We start from the raw sequence: 15,271 nt of genomic DNA, 5'->3' as shown, positions 1-15,271 counted from the left end.
ACCCGATGTTTCAGCAGCAAAAAGACTGGGAAACAAGAGAAAACGCGTTTGCTGCTTTTTCCATGGGGCCACTGACAGATTTCTGGCGTCAGCGGGAAGAAGCGGAATTTACGGGCGTGGATGATATCCCCGTCCATTTTGTGCGTTTTCACGCAGAAAAAAACGATCGCGTCATCGTCGTCTGTCCTGGACGCATTGAAAGCTACGTGAAATACGCTGAACTGGCGTATGACCTGTTTCATTCTGGTTTTGACGTCCTCATTATCGATCACCGTGGACAGGGGCGTTCCGGGCGTATGCTTTCGGACCCGCATCGCGGTCATGTCGATAACTTTAATGACTATGTCGACGATTTAACCGCCTTCTGGCAGCAGGAAGTGCTACCCGGTCCGTGGAGAAAGCGCTATATACTGGCGCATTCAATGGGCGGTGCGATAGCCACGTTATTCTTGCAGCGCCACCCGAATCAGTGTGATGCCATCGCGCTTTGCGCGCCGATGTTTGGTATTGTGATGCGCTTTCCCGACTGGATGGTACGCCACATTCTGGACTGGGCTGAAGGGCATCCGCGGATCCGCGAAGGTTATGCGATGGGGACCGGGCGCTGGCGGGCGCTGCCATTCGGTATGAATGCGTTAACCCATAGTCGACAGCGCTATCGGCGCAATCTACGCTTCTATGCGGATGAGCCACGGCTGCGCGTTGGCGGCCCCACCTACCACTGGGTACGTGAAGGTATTCTGGCAGGCGAACAGGTTCTGGCTGGAGCAGGAGACGACGCGACGCCGACGCTGCTGATTCAGGCCGAAGAAGAGCGTGTGGTAGATAACCGCATGCACGATCGTTTTTGTGAACTCCGCGCCGCAGCGGGCCATCCCGTAGAAGGGGGGCAGCCGCTGGTCATCAAAGGCGCGTACCATGAGATCCTTTTTGAAAAGGACGCAATGCGCTCAGTCGCGCTTAACGCTATTGTCGAATTTTTCGACAAGCATAACTCATCCAGCGGAACCCGCTTTGCCTAGAGGTTGAATTTTCTTATGTATCAGGTTGTTGCGTCTGATTTAGACGGTACGCTGCTTTCTCCCGACCATACTCTGTCCCCTTATGCCAAAGAGACGCTGAAGTTATTGACCGCTCGTGGCGTTAACTTCGTGTTTGCGACTGGCCGTCATCATGTTGATGTGGGGCAAATTCGCGATAACCTCGGCATTAAAACCTACATGATCACGTCCAACGGTGCGCGGGTGCATGATTCTGACGGAAATCTGGTGTTTTCGCATAACCTGGATCGCGACATTGCCAGCGACCTGTTTGGCGTAGTGAATGCAAACCCGGACATCGTGACCAACGTTTATCGTGATGATGAGTGGTTTATGAACCGCCATCGCCCGGACGAAATGCGCTTCTTCAAAGAAGCAGTGTTTAACTATTCACTGTTTGAACCTGCGTTACTGGAGCCGGAAGGCGTGAGTAAGGTGTTTTTCACCACCGATTCTCACGAAAGGCTGCTGCCGCTGGAGCAGGCGATTAACGCCCGCTGGGGCGACCGCGTCAACGTCAGTTTCTCTACGCTTACCTGCCTGGAAGTCATGGCTGGCGGCGTATCGAAAGGTCATGCGCTTGAAGCGGTAGCGAAAGCGATGGGCTACAGCCTGAAAGATTGCATCGCTTTTGGCGACGGAATGAACGATGCGGAAATGCTCTCCATGGCGGGCAAAGGCTGCATTATGGGCAACGCTCACCAGCGCCTGAAGGATCTGCATCCGGAACTGGAAGTCATTGGTCTTAATGCCGACGATGCCGTGCCGCATTATCTGCGTGAGCTGTTTTTGCAGTAATGTTTTTGTTCGTTAGTTGACCAGATGTCAACTTAAAACTTCGCTACAATGGGCGTACCTTTTGTTAAGAGACATCCATTGTGGCGTTACTCATCATTACCACAATTCTGTGGGCCTTTTCCTTTAGCCTGTTTGGCGAGTACCTTGCCGGTCATGTCGATAGCTATTTTGCGGTGCTGGTGCGCGTTGGGCTGGCGGCGCTGGTGTTCCTGCCGTTTTTACGTACCCGTGGGCATAGCGTAAAAACCATCGCGCTGTATATGCTGGTGGGCGCCATGCAGCTTGGCATTATGTATATGCTGAGTTTTCACGCCTATCTGTACCTGACGGTTTCAGAACTGCTGCTCTTTACCGTGCTGACGCCGCTCTACATTACGCTGATTTATGACCTGATGAGCGGACGTCGTCTGCGCTGGAGCTACGCCTTCAGTGCGTTGCTGGCGGTGATTGGTGCGGGGATCATTCGTTACGATCAGGTGACCAGCCACTTCTGGACCGGCCTGCTGCTGGTGCAGTTGTCCAATATCAGCTTTGCTATTGGCATGGTGGGCTACAAGCGTCTGATGGAAACGCGGCCAATGCCGCAGCACAACGCCTTTGCCTGGTTTTACATGGGGGCCTTTATGGTGGCGGTCGTGGCCTGGTTCATGCTGGGGAATGCGCAGAAAATGCCTGCAACCACGCTACAGTGGGGAATTCTGGTCTTTCTTGGCGTGGCAGCGTCCGGCATTGGTTACTTTATGTGGAACTACGGCGCAACCCAGGTGGATGCGGGGACGCTGGGCATCATGAACAATATGCATGTGCCGGCCGGGCTGCTGGTTAACCTGGCTATCTGGCATCAACAGCCTCACTGGCCAAGCTTCATCATTGGTGCGGCTGTGATAGTGGCTTCACTGTGGGTACATCGAAAGTGGGTCGTTCCGCACTCCGTACAAACGGCAGGTGATCGCAGGCGTGATTCCGCGCTGAGCGAATAAACGCTTCCGTGACCGGCTGTCGCTGCTCGCCATCGCGCACGGCGGCGTACAGCCGGCTCCACAATCCATCACCCAGGGTTTTGGTCACCACCAGGCCCTGGCGTTCAAAACTCTCCACCACCCAGTGCGGTAAAGCTGCAATACCCATTCTGGCTGCAACCATCTGAATCAGCAGCAGGGTGTTATCCACGCTCTTCAGCGACGGACTAACGCCCGCAGGCTGCAAGAAATGCCGCCAGACATCCAGTCGACTCCGTTGCACCGGGTAAATAAGCAGCGTCTCACTGGCTAAATCCTCCGGCGTGATCTGCGTCTTGCTGGCCAGCGGATGGTCCGGCGCCAGTACCAGGCGGACTTCAAAATCGAACATCGGCGAGTAGTGCAGTCCGCTACGCGGCAGAATGTCGGATGTCAGCACCAGATCCAGCTCATCCTGCTGTAGCGCTGGTTGCGGATCGAACGTCACGCCGGATTTAAAGTCCATCTCCACCTGCGGCCAGTTGGCACGAAAATTCTCCAGCGCGGGCGTCAGCCATTGAATACAGCTATGGCATTCAATAGCGATCCGCAGCCGGGTTTGCTGCGGTTCGTTGCAGGCCTGCAGCGCACGACCAATTTGCGGCAACACCTGATTTGCTAACTGCAGCAAAATTTCGCCTTGCGGCGTAAAGCGCAGAGGCTGGCTTTTACGGATAAAAAGTCGAAAGCCAAGGCGCTGTTCCAGATCGCTGAACTGGTGAGAGAGGGCGGATTGGGTCTGATGCAACGTCGCCGCTGCGGCCGCCAGCGAACCACTATTCCGCAACGCCTGGAGCGTTTTCAGGTGTTTAATCTCGATCATGAAAGTCCTTCACTTCGGCATGAACAAATTGCGCTTGAGGAATATACAGTAACTGTCAATTATGGATGTGTAAACATCTGGATGGCTAAAATCCTTCGTCTTTTAAATTTATGGTGCGTTGGCTGCGTTTTTCCACCCCGGTCACTTACTTCAGTAAGCTCCTGGGATGAATAAACTTGCCACCTTCCTTAAATTAAAAATCAATAGGGTTTACATATAATTAGAGGAAGAAAAATGACAATACTTAATCACACCCTCGGTTTCCCTCGCGTTGGCCTGCGTCGCGAGCTGAAAAAAGCGCAAGAAAGCTACTGGGCGGGAAATTCTTCCCGTGAAGATTTGCTAACCGTTGGCCGCGAGCTGCGTGCCCGTCACTGGGATCAGCAGAAGCAGGCGGGCGTTGACCTGCTGCCGGTGGGCGATTTTGCCTGGTACGATCACGTGCTGACCACCAGCCTGCTGCTCGGCAACGTTCCGGCTCGTCATCAAAATAAAGACGGCTCGGTCGATATCGATACCTTATTCCGCATTGGCCGTGGCCGCGCACCAACCGGGGAGCCCGCGGCGGCGGCAGAAATGACCAAATGGTTTAACACCAACTATCACTACATGGTGCCAGAGTTCACCAAAGGTCAGCAGTTCAAACTGACCTGGACCCAACTGTTGGATGAAGTGGATGAAGCGTTGGCGCTCGGTCACAAGGTGAAACCTGTGCTGCTGGGACCGGTAACTTACCTGTGGCTGGGGAAAGTAAAGGGCGAACAGTTTGACCGCCTGAGCCTGTTGAACGATATTCTGCCGGTTTACCAGCAGGTGCTGGCTGAGCTGGCGAAACGCGGTATTGAGTGGGTGCAGATTGATGAACCGGCTCTGGTGCTGGAGCTGCCTCAGGTTTGGCTGAACGCCTTCAAACCGGCGTATGACGCGCTGACGGGTCAGGTGAAGCTGCTGCTGACCACCTACTTCGAAGGCGTAACGCCAAACCTGGATACCATTACCGCGCTGCCGGTGCAGGGGCTGCACGTTGACTTCGTGCACGGTAAAGATGATGTGGCCGAGCTGCACAAGCGTCTGCCTGCCGACTGGTTGCTGTCAGCGGGGCTGGTGAACGGTCGCAACGTCTGGCGTGCCGATCTCAGCGAAAAATACGCGCAAATTAAAGATATCGTCGGGAAACGTGACCTGTGGGTAGCTTCTTCCTGCTCCTTGCTGCACAGCCCAATCGATCTCAGCGTGGAAACCCGCCTTGATGCAGAAGTGAAGAGCTGGTTTGCCTTCGCCCTACAAAAATGCGGCGAGCTGGCGCTGCTGCGTGATGCGTTGAACAGCGGTGATACGGCGGCAATTGTGGCGTGGAGCGCACCGATCCAGGCTCGTCGTCACTCTACCCGCGTACACAACGCCGCAGTGGAAAAACGTCTGGCGGCGATCACCGCCCAGGACAGCCAACGTGCCAACGCTTACCCGGTTCGCGCCGAAGCGCAGCGTGCCCGCTTTAATCTGCCGGCATGGCCGACTACCACTATCGGTTCATTCCCGCAAACCACGGAAATTCGCGGCCTGCGTCTGGACTTCAAAAAGGGCAATCTGGATGCCGGTAACTACCGCACCGGTATCGCGGAACATATCAAACAGGCGATTGTTGAACAGGAACGTCTGGGGCTCGACGTGCTGGTGCACGGTGAAGCCGAACGTAACGACATGGTGGAATATTTTGGCGAGCACCTGGACGGATTCGTCTTTACCCAGAATGGTTGGGTGCAGAGCTACGGCTCTCGCTGCGTGAAGCCGCCGGTGGTTATTGGCGATGTCAGCCGCCCGGAAGCGATTACCGTGGAGTGGGCGAAGTATGCCCAGTCGCTGACCGACAAACCGGTAAAAGGCATGTTGACCGGTCCGGTGACCATTCTCTGCTGGTCATTCCCGCGTGAAGACGTGACGCGTGAAACCATCGCTAAGCAGATTGCGCTGGCGCTGCGTGATGAGGTAGCGGATCTGGAAGCGGCGGGTATTGGCATCATCCAGATTGACGAACCGGCACTCCGCGAAGGTCTGCCACTGCGCCGCAGCGACTGGGCGGCGTATCTGGAGTGGGGCGTGGAAGCCTTCCGCATTAACGCGGCGGTGGCGAAGGATGAAACCCAGATCCACACCCACATGTGTTACTGCGAGTTCAACGACATTATGGACTCCATTGCGGCGCTGGACGCGGACGTGATCACCATTGAGACTTCACGCTCTGATATGGAGTTGCTGGAATCGTTTGAAGAGTTCGACTATCCGAACGAAATCGGGCCGGGCGTATACGATATTCACTCGCCGAACGTCCCGAGCGTGGAGTGGATTGAATCCCTGCTGAAGAAAGCCGAGCAGCGTATTCCTGCCGAGCGTCTGTGGGTCAACCCGGACTGCGGCCTGAAAACGCGCGGTTGGCCGGAAACCCGCGCCGCGCTGGCGAACATGGTCAAAGCTGCGCAGAACCTGCGTCAGGCGTAATTCAGAGCCGGTGGCCGGGAAGCGCAAGCGCTTACCCGGCTTACAGGAAATAGCAAGAGTTGTAGGCCCGGTAAGGTGTAGTCGCCGCCGGGCAATTAACGTTTATTTCTTCCCGCCGTATTGTGTGAACCACTCCAGCATTCTCAGCCAGCCATCTTTTGCGGACTCTTCGTGATAGCTCGGACGATAATCGGCGTTAAACGCATGTCCGGCATCGGGATAGACCACGATTTCCGCTTTTGCATTGGCGGCACGCAGCGCCTGACGCATTGTTTCAACGGTATCTTGCGGAATACTGGTGTCCTGGCCGCCATAAAGTCCCAGAACGGGGGCGTTAAGATCGGTCGCGATATCAACAGGATGTTTCGGTGAGTTGAGGGTTTTATCGCCCACCAGTTTGCCATACCACGCTACCGCCGCTTTTAACTGCGGATTATGAGCTGCATACAGCCAGGTGATGCGTCCACCCCAGCAAAATCCGGTGATCATCAACTGGTGGGCATCTCCTCCGTTACGAGAAGCCCAACTGGCGACGTGATCCAGATCGGCCAATACCTGAGAGTCAGGCACTTTGGCGACAAGGCTGCTGAGCAACGTAGGGATATCGGCAAAGTCATTGGGATCGCCTTCTCGAAAATAGAGCTCTGGTGCGATAGCCAGATACCCTTCCAGAGCCAGACGGCGGCAAACGTCACGAATGTGTTCATGAATGCCAAAAATCTCCTGCACGACAATGACCACAGGCAGCGGGCCATCGGACTGTTTTGGTCGGGCGTGATACGCTGGCATATCATCGCCTTGTGAAGGTATGGACGTTACACCGGCGATAATGGCGTTATCCGGAGTGTGAACCGTGGTAGACGTCGGTGGAGATACAGCAGGTGCAAAGCCAGATTGTCGTGTTGTCATGGTATTCTCCGTACCCTTAAATATTCAGCCAAAAAGCGCATTGTTAACTATAGACACATGCAACGAACCACATTGCCTTAAACGGTCTATCTTTTGTGCAGGGCTTCCTTACATCGCATCATTTATGTGATTCAAGTCACTATTTTATGGTAATGGAATGCAATTGATTTACATCATAGTGATGACTGTCACGAAAATATGTTCATGCCTTCGGTAAAGTGTGTTTTTGCTTCTTCTGACAAAACCGATTCACAGAGGAGTTTTTATGTCTAAGTCTGATGTTTTTCATCTCGGCCTCACTAAGAACGATTTACAAGGGGCTCAGCTCGCTATCGTCCCTGGCGACCCGGAGCGTGTGGAAAAGATCGCCGCGCTGATGGATAAGCCGGTTAAGCTGGCATCTCATCGCGAGTTCACTACCTGGCGTGCTGAGCTGGATGGTAAAGCCGTGATCGTTTGCTCTACCGGTATCGGCGGTCCGTCAACCTCTATTGCCGTAGAAGAACTGGCACAGCTGGGCATTCGTACCTTCCTGCGTATCGGTACGACTGGCGCCATCCAGCCACATATCAACGTAGGTGATGTACTGGTCACCACAGCATCTGTCCGTCTGGACGGTGCAAGCCTGCACTTCGCGCCAATGGAATTCCCGGCCGTCGCGGACTTCGAGTGCACCACCGCGCTGGTGGAAGCGGCGAAATCTATCGGCGCCACCACCCACGTAGGCGTTACCGCGTCTTCTGATACCTTCTATCCGGGCCAGGAGCGTTATGACACCTTCTCTGGTCGCGTAGTGAGCCGTTTCAAAGGCTCAATGGAAGAGTGGCAGTCTATGGGCGTCATGAACTACGAAATGGAATCTGCTACGCTGCTCACCATGTGCGCAAGCCAGGGTCTGCGTGCCGGTATGGTCGCGGGTGTTATTGTGAACCGTACTCAGCAAGAGATCCCTAATGCGGAAACGATGAAACAAACAGAAAGCCACGCGGTGAAAATCGTGGTGGAAGCTGCGCGTCGTTTACTGTAATTCTCCCGTCTATTCAAAAAGGCCGACGCGTTCGGCCTTTTTATTTTGCGTAGTGCCTCGCAGGAAATTCCTTTTAAACTGGACGTTTATACAGCACAATTCTATTTTGTGCGGGTAAGTCGTTGCTGTAAGGGGGCGTTGTGGATATTTCAATTATGATGAGTGCCGTGCTGGCGTTAGCCGCAGGGCTGCTGGTGGGATGGCTGGCAACAAAAGCGCACGCCGATCGGATCCGTGCTGACCTCATCGAAGAACGACGCGAACTGGATATTGCGCTAAGCGCCGCCCGCCAGCAGCTCTCACAGGAAGCCCACTGGCGCGATGAGTGCGAACTACTCAATAACGAATTGCGCAGCCTGCACAGCATCAACACCTCTCTGGAAGCCGATCTTCGAGAAGTCACTACCCGACTGGAAGCGACGCAGCAGCATGCGGAAGATAAAATCCGCCAGATGATCAACAGCGAACAGCGTCTGAGCGAACAGTTTGAAAATCTGGCGAACCGTATTTTCGAGCACAGCAACCGTCGTGTAGACGAGCAAAATCGCCAAAGCCTGAACAGTCTGCTTACACCGCTTCGCGAACAACTGGACGGTTTTCGACGCCAGGTACAGGATAGCTTTGGTAAAGAGGCGCAAGAACGCCATACTCTGGCGCACGAAATTCGTAATCTGCAGCAACTGAACGCGCAGATGGCGCAGGAAGCGGTAAACCTGACGCGGGCATTAAAAGGCGATAACAAAACGCAGGGCAACTGGGGCGAGGTCGTACTCACGCGGGTGCTTGAGGCTTCCGGTCTGCGCGAAGGCTATGAATACGAAACCCAGGTCAGCATTGAGAACGACGCCCGTTCGCGGATGCAGCCAGATGTCATCGTCCGGTTACCGCAGGGCAAAGATGTGGTGATCGACGCGAAAATGACGCTGGTCGCCTATGAACGCTATTTTAATGCTGAAGATGAATACACCCGCGAGAGCGCGTTGCAGGAGCACATCGCCTCGGTACGAAACCATATCCGTCTGCTGGGGCGCAAAGACTATCAGCAGCTTCCTGGGCTGCGCACACTTGACTATGTGCTGATGTTTATCCCCGTTGAGCCTGCTTTTTTACTGGCGCTCGATAGACAGCCTGAACTGATTACCGAAGCCCTTAAAAATAACATTATGCTGGTTAGCCCTACCACGTTGTTGGTGGCATTGCGCACGATTGCCAACTTGTGGCGCTACGAGCATCAGAGTCGTAATGCGCAACAGATTGCCGATCGGGCCAGCAAACTTTATGACAAGATGCGGTTGTTTGTGGATGATATGTCGGCAATTGGCCAAAGCCTGGATAAAGCTCAGGATAACTACCGACAGGCGATGAAAAAACTCTCTTCAGGCCGTGGAAACGTCCTGTCACAGGCAGAAGCGTTTCGCAGTTTAGGCGTGGAAATTAAGCGCGAGATTAATCCTGAACTGGCTGAAGAAGCCACTACGCAGGATGAAGAGTACCGCTTGCGTTCGGTCCCTGAGACGCAGCAGGATGAAGCTTACCCTGATGATGAAGCGGTAAACCAGCAATCAAACTAGTCCGTTTGGGGTAGTTGAACCGGGCAGAAGGGTAGGGCAAATTGGCCCAATCTGTTACACTTCTTGAACATTTTTTGGATGAGCAGGCACTGAGATGGTGGATAATTCACAAGAAACGACGCACTTTGGCTTTCAGACCGTCGCTAAAGAGCAGAAAGCTGACATGGTGGCCCACGTTTTTCATTCTGTGGCGTCTAAATATGACGTTATGAATGACTTAATGTCATTTGGCATTCATCGTTTGTGGAAGCGCTTCACCATTGACTGCAGTGGCGTGCGTCGCGGGCAAACCGTTCTCGATTTAGCGGGCGGTACGGGCGATCTGACGGCGAAATTCTCTCGCATGGTAGGCGAAACTGGCAAAGTTGTGCTGGCGGATATCAACGACTCAATGCTCAAAATGGGTCGCGAAAAGCTGCGTAATATCGGCGTCGTGGGTAACGTTGAGTACGTTCAGGCGAATGCGGAAGCATTACCTTTCCCAGACAACACGTTTGACTGCATCACCATCTCTTTCGGTCTGCGCAACGTAACGGATAAAGATAAAGCATTACGATCTATGTATCGCGTGTTGAAGCCGGGCGGACGTCTACTGGTGCTGGAGTTCTCCAAGCCGATTATCGAACCGCTGAGTAAAGCCTACGACGCATACTCTTTCCACGTTTTGCCGCGCATTGGTTCTATGGTGGCAAGCGATGCAGACAGTTATCGCTATTTGGCGGAGTCCATCCGCATGCATCCCGATCAGGACACCTTAAAAGCAATGATGCAAGATGCCGGGTTCGAAAGCGTTGATTACTACAACCTGACGGCAGGTGTCGTTGCGCTGCATCGTGGTTACAAGTTCTGACAGGAGATTGGGGATGCCTTTAAAACCCTTAGTGACCGCCGGCGTTGAAAATTTGCTTAACACCTTTCTGTATCGTTCTCCTGCGCTCAAGTCAGCCAGAACGCGTTTACAGGGCAAAGTGCTGCGTGTTGAGCTAAAAGGATTTTCAACACCGTTAGTGCTGGTGTTTAGTGAGCGCCAGGTCGATGTGCTGGGGGCATGGGAAGGCGAAGCCGATTGCACCGTAATCACACATGCCAGCGTGTTACCGAAATTACGCGACCGGCAGCAACTCACCACGCTTATCCGCAGTGGTGAGCTGGAGGTTCAGGGCGATATCCAGGTGGTACAGAATTTTGTCGCGTTGGCCGATCTGGCGGAGTTTGATCCCGCAGAACTGTTAGCACCTTATACCGGCGATATCGTCGCGGAAGGGGTCAGCAAAGTTTTGCGTGGTGGAGCGAAGTTCCTGTGCCACAACATTCAACGCCAGCAGCGCTATGTTGCCGAAGCGATCACCGAAGAGTGGCGTATGGCTCCAGGTCCGCTTGAGGTTGCATGGTTTGCAGAAGAAACGGCAGCCGTTGAGCGTGCGGTCGAATCTCTGGCCAAACGGCTGGAAAAACTGGAGGCCAAATGACGCCAGGTGAAGTACGGCGCCTTTATTTCATCATTCGCACTTTTTTAAGCTACGGTCTTGATGAACTCATCCCCAAAATGCGTATCACGCTGCCGCTCCGGCTGTGGCGTTACACGCTGTTCTGGATGCCCAACCGACATAAAGACAAACCGCTGGGAGAACGGCTGAGACTGGCTTTACAGGAGCTCGGCCCGGTGTGGATCAAGTTCGGGCAAATGCTCTCTACCCGTCGTGATCTTTTCCCTCCGCACATCGCCGATCAGCTAGCGCTATTGCAGGATCGGGTAGCCCCATTCGATGGGCAAAGAGCGAAAGAACAAATCGAAGAGGCGATGGGTGGGCTGCCCGTCGAGGAATGGTTTGATGATTTTGAGATCACGCCGCTGGCATCTGCGTCTATTGCTCAGGTTCACACCGCGCGACTGAAATCGAATGGGAAAGAGGTGGTGATCAAAGTTATCCGCCCGGACATACTGCCGGTAATCAAAGCGGATTTAAAACTAATCTACCGCCTTGCTCGCTGGGTACCTCGCCTGATGCCAGACGGCCGCCGCCTGCGACCAACAGAAGTGGTCCGTGAATATGAAAAAACGTTGATTGATGAGCTGAATCTGCTGCGCGAGTCGGCGAACGCGATTCAGCTGCGACGTAATTTTGAAGACAGCCCAATGCTGTACATCCCGGAAGTGTACTCTGACTATTGCAGTCAGAACATGATGGTGATGGAGCGCATTTACGGTATTCCCGTTTCAGATGTCACCTCGCTTGAGAAGAACGGCACCAATATGAAGCTGCTGGCTGAACGGGGTGTTCAGGTCTTCTTTACTCAGGTATTCCGCGACAGCTTTTTCCATGCGGATATGCACCCTGGGAACATTTTCGTGAGTTATGAGCATCCTGAAAACCCGAAATACATTGGTATTGATTGTGGGATTGTGGGTTCTTTAAACAAAGAAGATAAGCGTTATCTGGCTGAAAACTTCATCGCGTTCTTTAACCGCGACTACCGTAAAGTTGCTGAACTGCATGTGGATTCTGGCTGGGTTCCGCCGGATACCAACGTAGAAGAGTTTGAATTTGCCATTCGTACCGTGTGCGAGCCGATTTTCGAAAAACCGCTGGCGGAGATTTCCTTTGGCCATGTGCTGTTAAATCTGTTCAACACAGCGCGCCGATTCAATATGGAAGTTCAGCCTCAACTGGTATTGCTACAGAAGACTCTGCTGTACGTTGAAGGTGTCGGACGACAGCTCTACCCGCAGTTAGATTTGTGGAAAACGGCCAAGCCTTTCCTCGAATCCTGGATCAAAGATCAGGTCGGTATTCCGGCGCTTGTTAGGGCATTTAAAGAAAAAGCACCGTTCTGGGTCGAAAAAATGCCAGAAATACCTGAACTGGTGTATGACAGTTTGCGCCAGGGCAAATATTTACAGCACAGTGTTGATAAGATTGCCCGCGAGCTTCACGCGAATCATGTACGTCAGGGACAATCCCGTTATTTATTGGGCATTGGTGCAACATTGTTGCTCAGTGGAACATTCCTGCTGGTAAGCCGTCCTGAGTGGGGGCTTATGCCGGGCTGGTTAATGGCCGGCGGTGTCTTAGCCTGGTTGATCGGCTGGCGCAAAATGCGCTGAATTTTTCATCGCCCTAGGCAGGTCGTGTAACGTATACTACGGCCTTATTAATTCATCATCTATGACAGAGGAACATGTATGGGTGGTATCAGTATTTGGCAGTTGTTGATCATTGCCGTCATCGTTGTACTGCTATTTGGCACCAAGAAACTCGGCTCCATCGGTTCCGATCTTGGCGCGTCGATTAAAGGCTTCAAAAAAGCAATGGGTGATGATGAGCCAAAGCAAGATAAAACCAGCCAGGACGCTGATTTTACTGCTAAATCCATTACCGATAAGCAGGGCGAAGTGAAAAAAGAAGACGCCAAAAGCCAAGATAAAGAGCAGGTATAATCCGTGTTTGATATCGGTTTTAGCGAACTGTTATTGGTGTTCGTGATCGGCCTCATCGTCCTGGGGCCGCAACGTTTACCTGTAGCGGTAAAAACGGTTGCTGGCTGGGTTCGTGCTTTGCGTTCCCTGGCAACTACTGTTCAGAATGAACTGACCCAGGAGCTTAAGCTTCAGGAGTTTCAGGACAGCCTGAAGAAAGTAGAGAAAGCGAGCCTGACAAATCTGACCCCGGAGTTGAAAGCCTCAATGGATGAGCTGCGTGAAGCGGCAGAGTCGATGAAGCGTTCTTACAGTGTGCACGATCCTGAGAAAGAGAGCGATGAAGCGCACACTATCCATAATCCGGTGGTGAAAGAAGCTGAAGCGCAGCGAGAAGGGGTCACCCCTGCTGCCGCTGAAAACCAGGCCAGTTCGCCGGAGCAAAAACCGGAATCCACGGGTGCTAAAACGCCAGAGCCAACGGAAAACACTTCCGCTACGTTAATGGATGCAGAAAAGAAAGCTGTCGCACCTGTTGCCGAATCCTCCCCCTCGTCGAGTGATAAACCGTAAACATGGCTGTAGAAGATACCCAACCGCTCATCACGCATCTTATTGAGCTGCGTAAGCGACTCCTGAACTGCATCATTGCGGTAATCGTGATCTTTCTGGCGTTGGTTTACTTTGCCAACGACATTTACCATATGGTCGCGGCGCCGTTGATTAAACAGATGCCGCAGGGTGCAACGATGATCGCCACCGATGTGGCTTCGCCGTTCTTTACCCCAATCAAGTTGACCTTCATGGTATCGCTGATCCTGTCAGCGCCAGTGATCCTCTACCAGGTGTGGGCATTTATTGCGCCAGCGTTGTATAAACATGAACGCCGTCTGGTTGTTCCGCTGCTGGTCTCCAGTTCGTTGTTGTTCTACATCGGCATGGCATTCGCCTATTTTGTTGTCTTCCCGTTAGCGTTTGGTTTTCTGGCCAACACGGCTCCGCAAGGCGTGCAGGTATCAACGGACATTGCCAGCTATCTCAGCTTTGTAATGGCGCTATTTATGGCTTTCGGTGTCTCTTTTGAGGTGCCTGTCGCCATCGTGCTGCTATGCTGGATGGGCATTACGACGCCAGATGATTTACGCAAAAAGCGTCCTTATGTTGTGGTGGGTGCCTTTGTCGTCGGGATGCTACTGACTCCGCCAGATGTCTTCTCGCAAACGTTGTTGGCGATACCGATGTACTGCCTGTTCGAGGTGGGTGTTTTCTTCTCTCGTTTCTATGTCGGTAAGCGACGTACGCGGGATGAGGACAACGAGGCTGAAGAAGCAAAAGAAGCCGAAGCCACCGAGAAAACTGAAGAATAAATTCAACCGCCCGTCAGGGCGGTTGTCATATGGGAGGAAGCATGTTTGATATTGGCGTTAATTTAACCAGTTCACAATTTGCGAAAGACCGGGATGAGGTCGTGGCGCGCGCCTTTGCTGCGGGCGTAAACGGTATGCTTCTGACCGGAACAAACCTTCACGAAAGCCAGCAGGCGTTAAAGCTGGCGCAGCATTATCCGCAGTGCTGGTCCACGGCTGGCGTGCACCCGCATGACAGCAGCCAATGGCAATCCTCAACGGAAGACGAGATTATCACGCTGGCAAACCAGTCGAAGGTAGTCGCTATTGGTGAGTGCGGCCTGGATTTCAATCGCAATTTCTCCACGCCGCAGGAGCAGGAACGTGCTTTTGAAGCGCAACTGCGCATTGCTGCTGAACTGCAGATGCCGATTTTCATGCATTGTCGGGATGCGCATGAGCGTTTTCTGACGTTGCTGGAGCCGTGGCTGGACAGCCTCCCAGGCGCGGTGCTGCACTGTTTCACCGGTTCGCGCCAGGAGATGCAGGACTGTGTGGACCGAGGGCTTTATATCGGTATCACCGGGTGGGTCTGTGATGAACGCCGGGGGATGGAACTGCGGGAGCTGCTGCCGTTTATTCCGGTGGAAAGACTGCTGATAGAAACCGATGCACCTTATCTACTCCCTCGCGACTTAACGCCTAAACCGACGTCACGTCGCAATGAACCGGCGCACCTGCCGCATATTCTTGAGCGAATTGCTCACTGGCGTGGGGAAGATCCTCAATGGCTGTCAGCAACCATTGATGCCAACGTCAGAACGCTGTTCGAAGTGACCTTCTAA

The 15,271-nt window shown here is 53.3% G+C and carries 15 protein-coding genes; 13 read left to right on the top strand and 2 right to left on the bottom strand.

The window, feature by feature from the left end:
- Nucleotides 1-5: 5 nt before the first annotated feature.
- From pldB to OGV93_RS12590, 3 genes are all read left to right on the top strand, one after another.
- Nucleotides 6-1,022: a lysophospholipase L2 gene (gene pldB, locus OGV93_RS12600; protein ID WP_003017911.1), complete on the top strand. Its 1,017-nt coding sequence runs from the start codon at nucleotides 6-8 to the stop codon at nucleotides 1,020-1,022.
- Nucleotides 1,023-1,037: 15 nt separating this feature from the next.
- Nucleotides 1,038-1,838 carry a sugar/pyridoxal phosphate phosphatase YigL gene (gene yigL, locus OGV93_RS12595; RefSeq protein ID WP_008787091.1) on the top strand — a complete coding sequence of 267 codons (801 nt, stop codon included), beginning with the start codon at nucleotides 1,038-1,040 and terminating at the stop codon, nucleotides 1,836-1,838.
- 80 nt (nucleotides 1,839-1,918) lie between these two features.
- On the top strand, nucleotides 1,919-2,818 hold the full coding sequence (locus OGV93_RS12590; RefSeq protein ID WP_016157852.1) for a carboxylate/amino acid/amine transporter: 900 nt from the start codon (nucleotides 1,919-1,921) through the stop codon (nucleotides 2,816-2,818).
- Here OGV93_RS12590 and metR read toward each other — a convergent pair.
- A complete protein-coding gene (metR, locus tag OGV93_RS12585; RefSeq protein WP_003017908.1) occupies nucleotides 2,706-3,659 on the bottom strand; it encodes an HTH-type transcriptional regulator MetR in 954 nt (317 codons plus the stop codon). The genes OGV93_RS12590 and metR overlap by 113 nt on opposite strands.
- A 234-nt stretch (nucleotides 3,660-3,893) precedes the next feature.
- Here metR and metE point away from each other — a divergent pair, with 234 nt between their 5' ends.
- A complete protein-coding gene (metE, locus tag OGV93_RS12580; RefSeq protein WP_284201839.1) occupies nucleotides 3,894-6,155 on the top strand; it encodes a 5-methyltetrahydropteroyltriglutamate--homocysteine S-methyltransferase in 2,262 nt (753 codons plus the stop codon).
- Nucleotides 6,156-6,257: 102 nt separating this feature from the next.
- Here metE and OGV93_RS12575 read toward each other — a convergent pair whose 3' ends face one another.
- Nucleotides 6,258-7,064 carry a dienelactone hydrolase family protein gene (locus tag OGV93_RS12575; RefSeq protein ID WP_016155137.1) on the bottom strand — a complete coding sequence of 269 codons (807 nt, stop codon included), beginning with the start codon at nucleotides 7,062-7,064 and terminating at the stop codon, nucleotides 6,258-6,260.
- A 265-nt stretch (nucleotides 7,065-7,329) separates the two neighbouring features.
- On the opposite strand from OGV93_RS12575, the gene udp reads away from it, so the two are divergent.
- The 9 genes from udp (at nucleotide 7,330) to tatD (ending at nucleotide 15,271) form a co-directional block, all read left to right on the top strand.
- Nucleotides 7,330-8,091, top strand: a complete 762-nt coding sequence (gene udp, locus OGV93_RS12570) for a uridine phosphorylase (RefSeq protein WP_006686084.1) — start codon at nucleotides 7,330-7,332, stop codon at nucleotides 8,089-8,091.
- 140 nt (nucleotides 8,092-8,231) lie between these two features.
- A complete protein-coding gene (gene rmuC, locus OGV93_RS12565) occupies nucleotides 8,232-9,662 on the top strand; it encodes a DNA recombination protein RmuC (RefSeq protein ID WP_131380409.1) in 1,431 nt (476 codons plus the stop codon).
- A 94-nt stretch (nucleotides 9,663-9,756) separates the two neighbouring features.
- Nucleotides 9,757-10,512, top strand: a complete 756-nt coding sequence (gene ubiE, locus OGV93_RS12560; protein ID WP_003017897.1) for a bifunctional demethylmenaquinone methyltransferase/2-methoxy-6-polyprenyl-1,4-benzoquinol methylase UbiE — start codon at nucleotides 9,757-9,759, stop codon at nucleotides 10,510-10,512.
- Between the two features lie 13 nt (nucleotides 10,513-10,525).
- The gene (gene ubiJ / locus OGV93_RS12555; RefSeq protein WP_016155139.1) at nucleotides 10,526-11,131 is read left to right on the top strand and encodes a ubiquinone biosynthesis protein UbiJ; all 606 of its coding nucleotides are present in this window, start codon (nucleotides 10,526-10,528) and stop codon (nucleotides 11,129-11,131) included.
- On the top strand, nucleotides 11,128-12,768 hold the full coding sequence (ubiB, locus tag OGV93_RS12550; RefSeq protein ID WP_016155140.1) for a ubiquinone biosynthesis regulatory protein kinase UbiB: 1,641 nt from the start codon (nucleotides 11,128-11,130) through the stop codon (nucleotides 12,766-12,768). The genes ubiJ and ubiB overlap by 4 nt, the downstream gene beginning before the upstream one ends.
- 78 nt (nucleotides 12,769-12,846) lie before the next feature.
- A complete protein-coding gene (gene tatA / locus OGV93_RS12545; RefSeq protein WP_003017888.1) occupies nucleotides 12,847-13,101 on the top strand; it encodes a Sec-independent protein translocase subunit TatA in 255 nt (84 codons plus the stop codon).
- A gap of 3 nt (nucleotides 13,102-13,104) precedes the next feature.
- The gene (gene tatB / locus OGV93_RS12540) at nucleotides 13,105-13,653 is read left to right on the top strand and encodes a Sec-independent protein translocase protein TatB (protein WP_016155141.1); all 549 of its coding nucleotides are present in this window, start codon (nucleotides 13,105-13,107) and stop codon (nucleotides 13,651-13,653) included.
- A gap of 2 nt (nucleotides 13,654-13,655) precedes the next feature.
- Nucleotides 13,656-14,447, top strand: a complete 792-nt coding sequence (gene tatC / locus OGV93_RS12535) for a Sec-independent protein translocase subunit TatC (protein WP_016155142.1) — start codon at nucleotides 13,656-13,658, stop codon at nucleotides 14,445-14,447.
- 41 nt (nucleotides 14,448-14,488) lie between these two features.
- A complete protein-coding gene (gene tatD / locus OGV93_RS12530) occupies nucleotides 14,489-15,271 on the top strand; it encodes a 3'-5' ssDNA/RNA exonuclease TatD (protein WP_185655127.1) in 783 nt (260 codons plus the stop codon).

The sequence above is a fragment of the Citrobacter sp. Cb031 genome (assembly GCF_030336725.1).
Classification (GTDB): Bacteria; Pseudomonadota; Gammaproteobacteria; order Enterobacterales; family Enterobacteriaceae; genus Citrobacter; species Citrobacter braakii.
The sequence above is the reverse complement of the archived record's forward strand: the minus strand, read 5'-3'. Positions and strand labels throughout refer to the sequence as shown.

Coding starts and splice junctions, on each gene's coding strand:
- yigL (WP_008787091.1), top strand. CDS start 1,038: ATGTATCAGGTTGTTGCGTCTGATTTAGACGGTACGCTGCTTTCTCCC.
- pldB (WP_003017911.1), top strand. CDS start 6: ATGTTTCAGCAGCAAAAAGACTGGGAAACAAGAGAAAACGCGTTTGCT.
- tatD (WP_185655127.1), top strand. CDS start 14,489: ATGTTTGATATTGGCGTTAATTTAACCAGTTCACAATTTGCGAAAGAC.
- metR (WP_003017908.1), bottom strand. CDS start 3,659: ATGATCGAGATTAAACACCTGAAAACGCTCCAGGCGTTGCGGAATAGT.
- OGV93_RS12575 (WP_016155137.1), bottom strand. CDS start 7,064: ATGACAACACGACAATCTGGCTTTGCACCTGCTGTATCTCCACCGACG.
- tatA (WP_003017888.1), top strand. CDS start 12,847: ATGGGTGGTATCAGTATTTGGCAGTTGTTGATCATTGCCGTCATCGTT.
- udp (WP_006686084.1), top strand. CDS start 7,330: ATGTCTAAGTCTGATGTTTTTCATCTCGGCCTCACTAAGAACGATTTA.
- tatC (WP_016155142.1), top strand. CDS start 13,656: ATGGCTGTAGAAGATACCCAACCGCTCATCACGCATCTTATTGAGCTG.
- ubiB (WP_016155140.1), top strand. CDS start 11,128: ATGACGCCAGGTGAAGTACGGCGCCTTTATTTCATCATTCGCACTTTT.
- ubiJ (WP_016155139.1), top strand. CDS start 10,526: ATGCCTTTAAAACCCTTAGTGACCGCCGGCGTTGAAAATTTGCTTAAC.
- ubiE (WP_003017897.1), top strand. CDS start 9,757: ATGGTGGATAATTCACAAGAAACGACGCACTTTGGCTTTCAGACCGTC.
- metE (WP_284201839.1), top strand. CDS start 3,894: ATGACAATACTTAATCACACCCTCGGTTTCCCTCGCGTTGGCCTGCGT.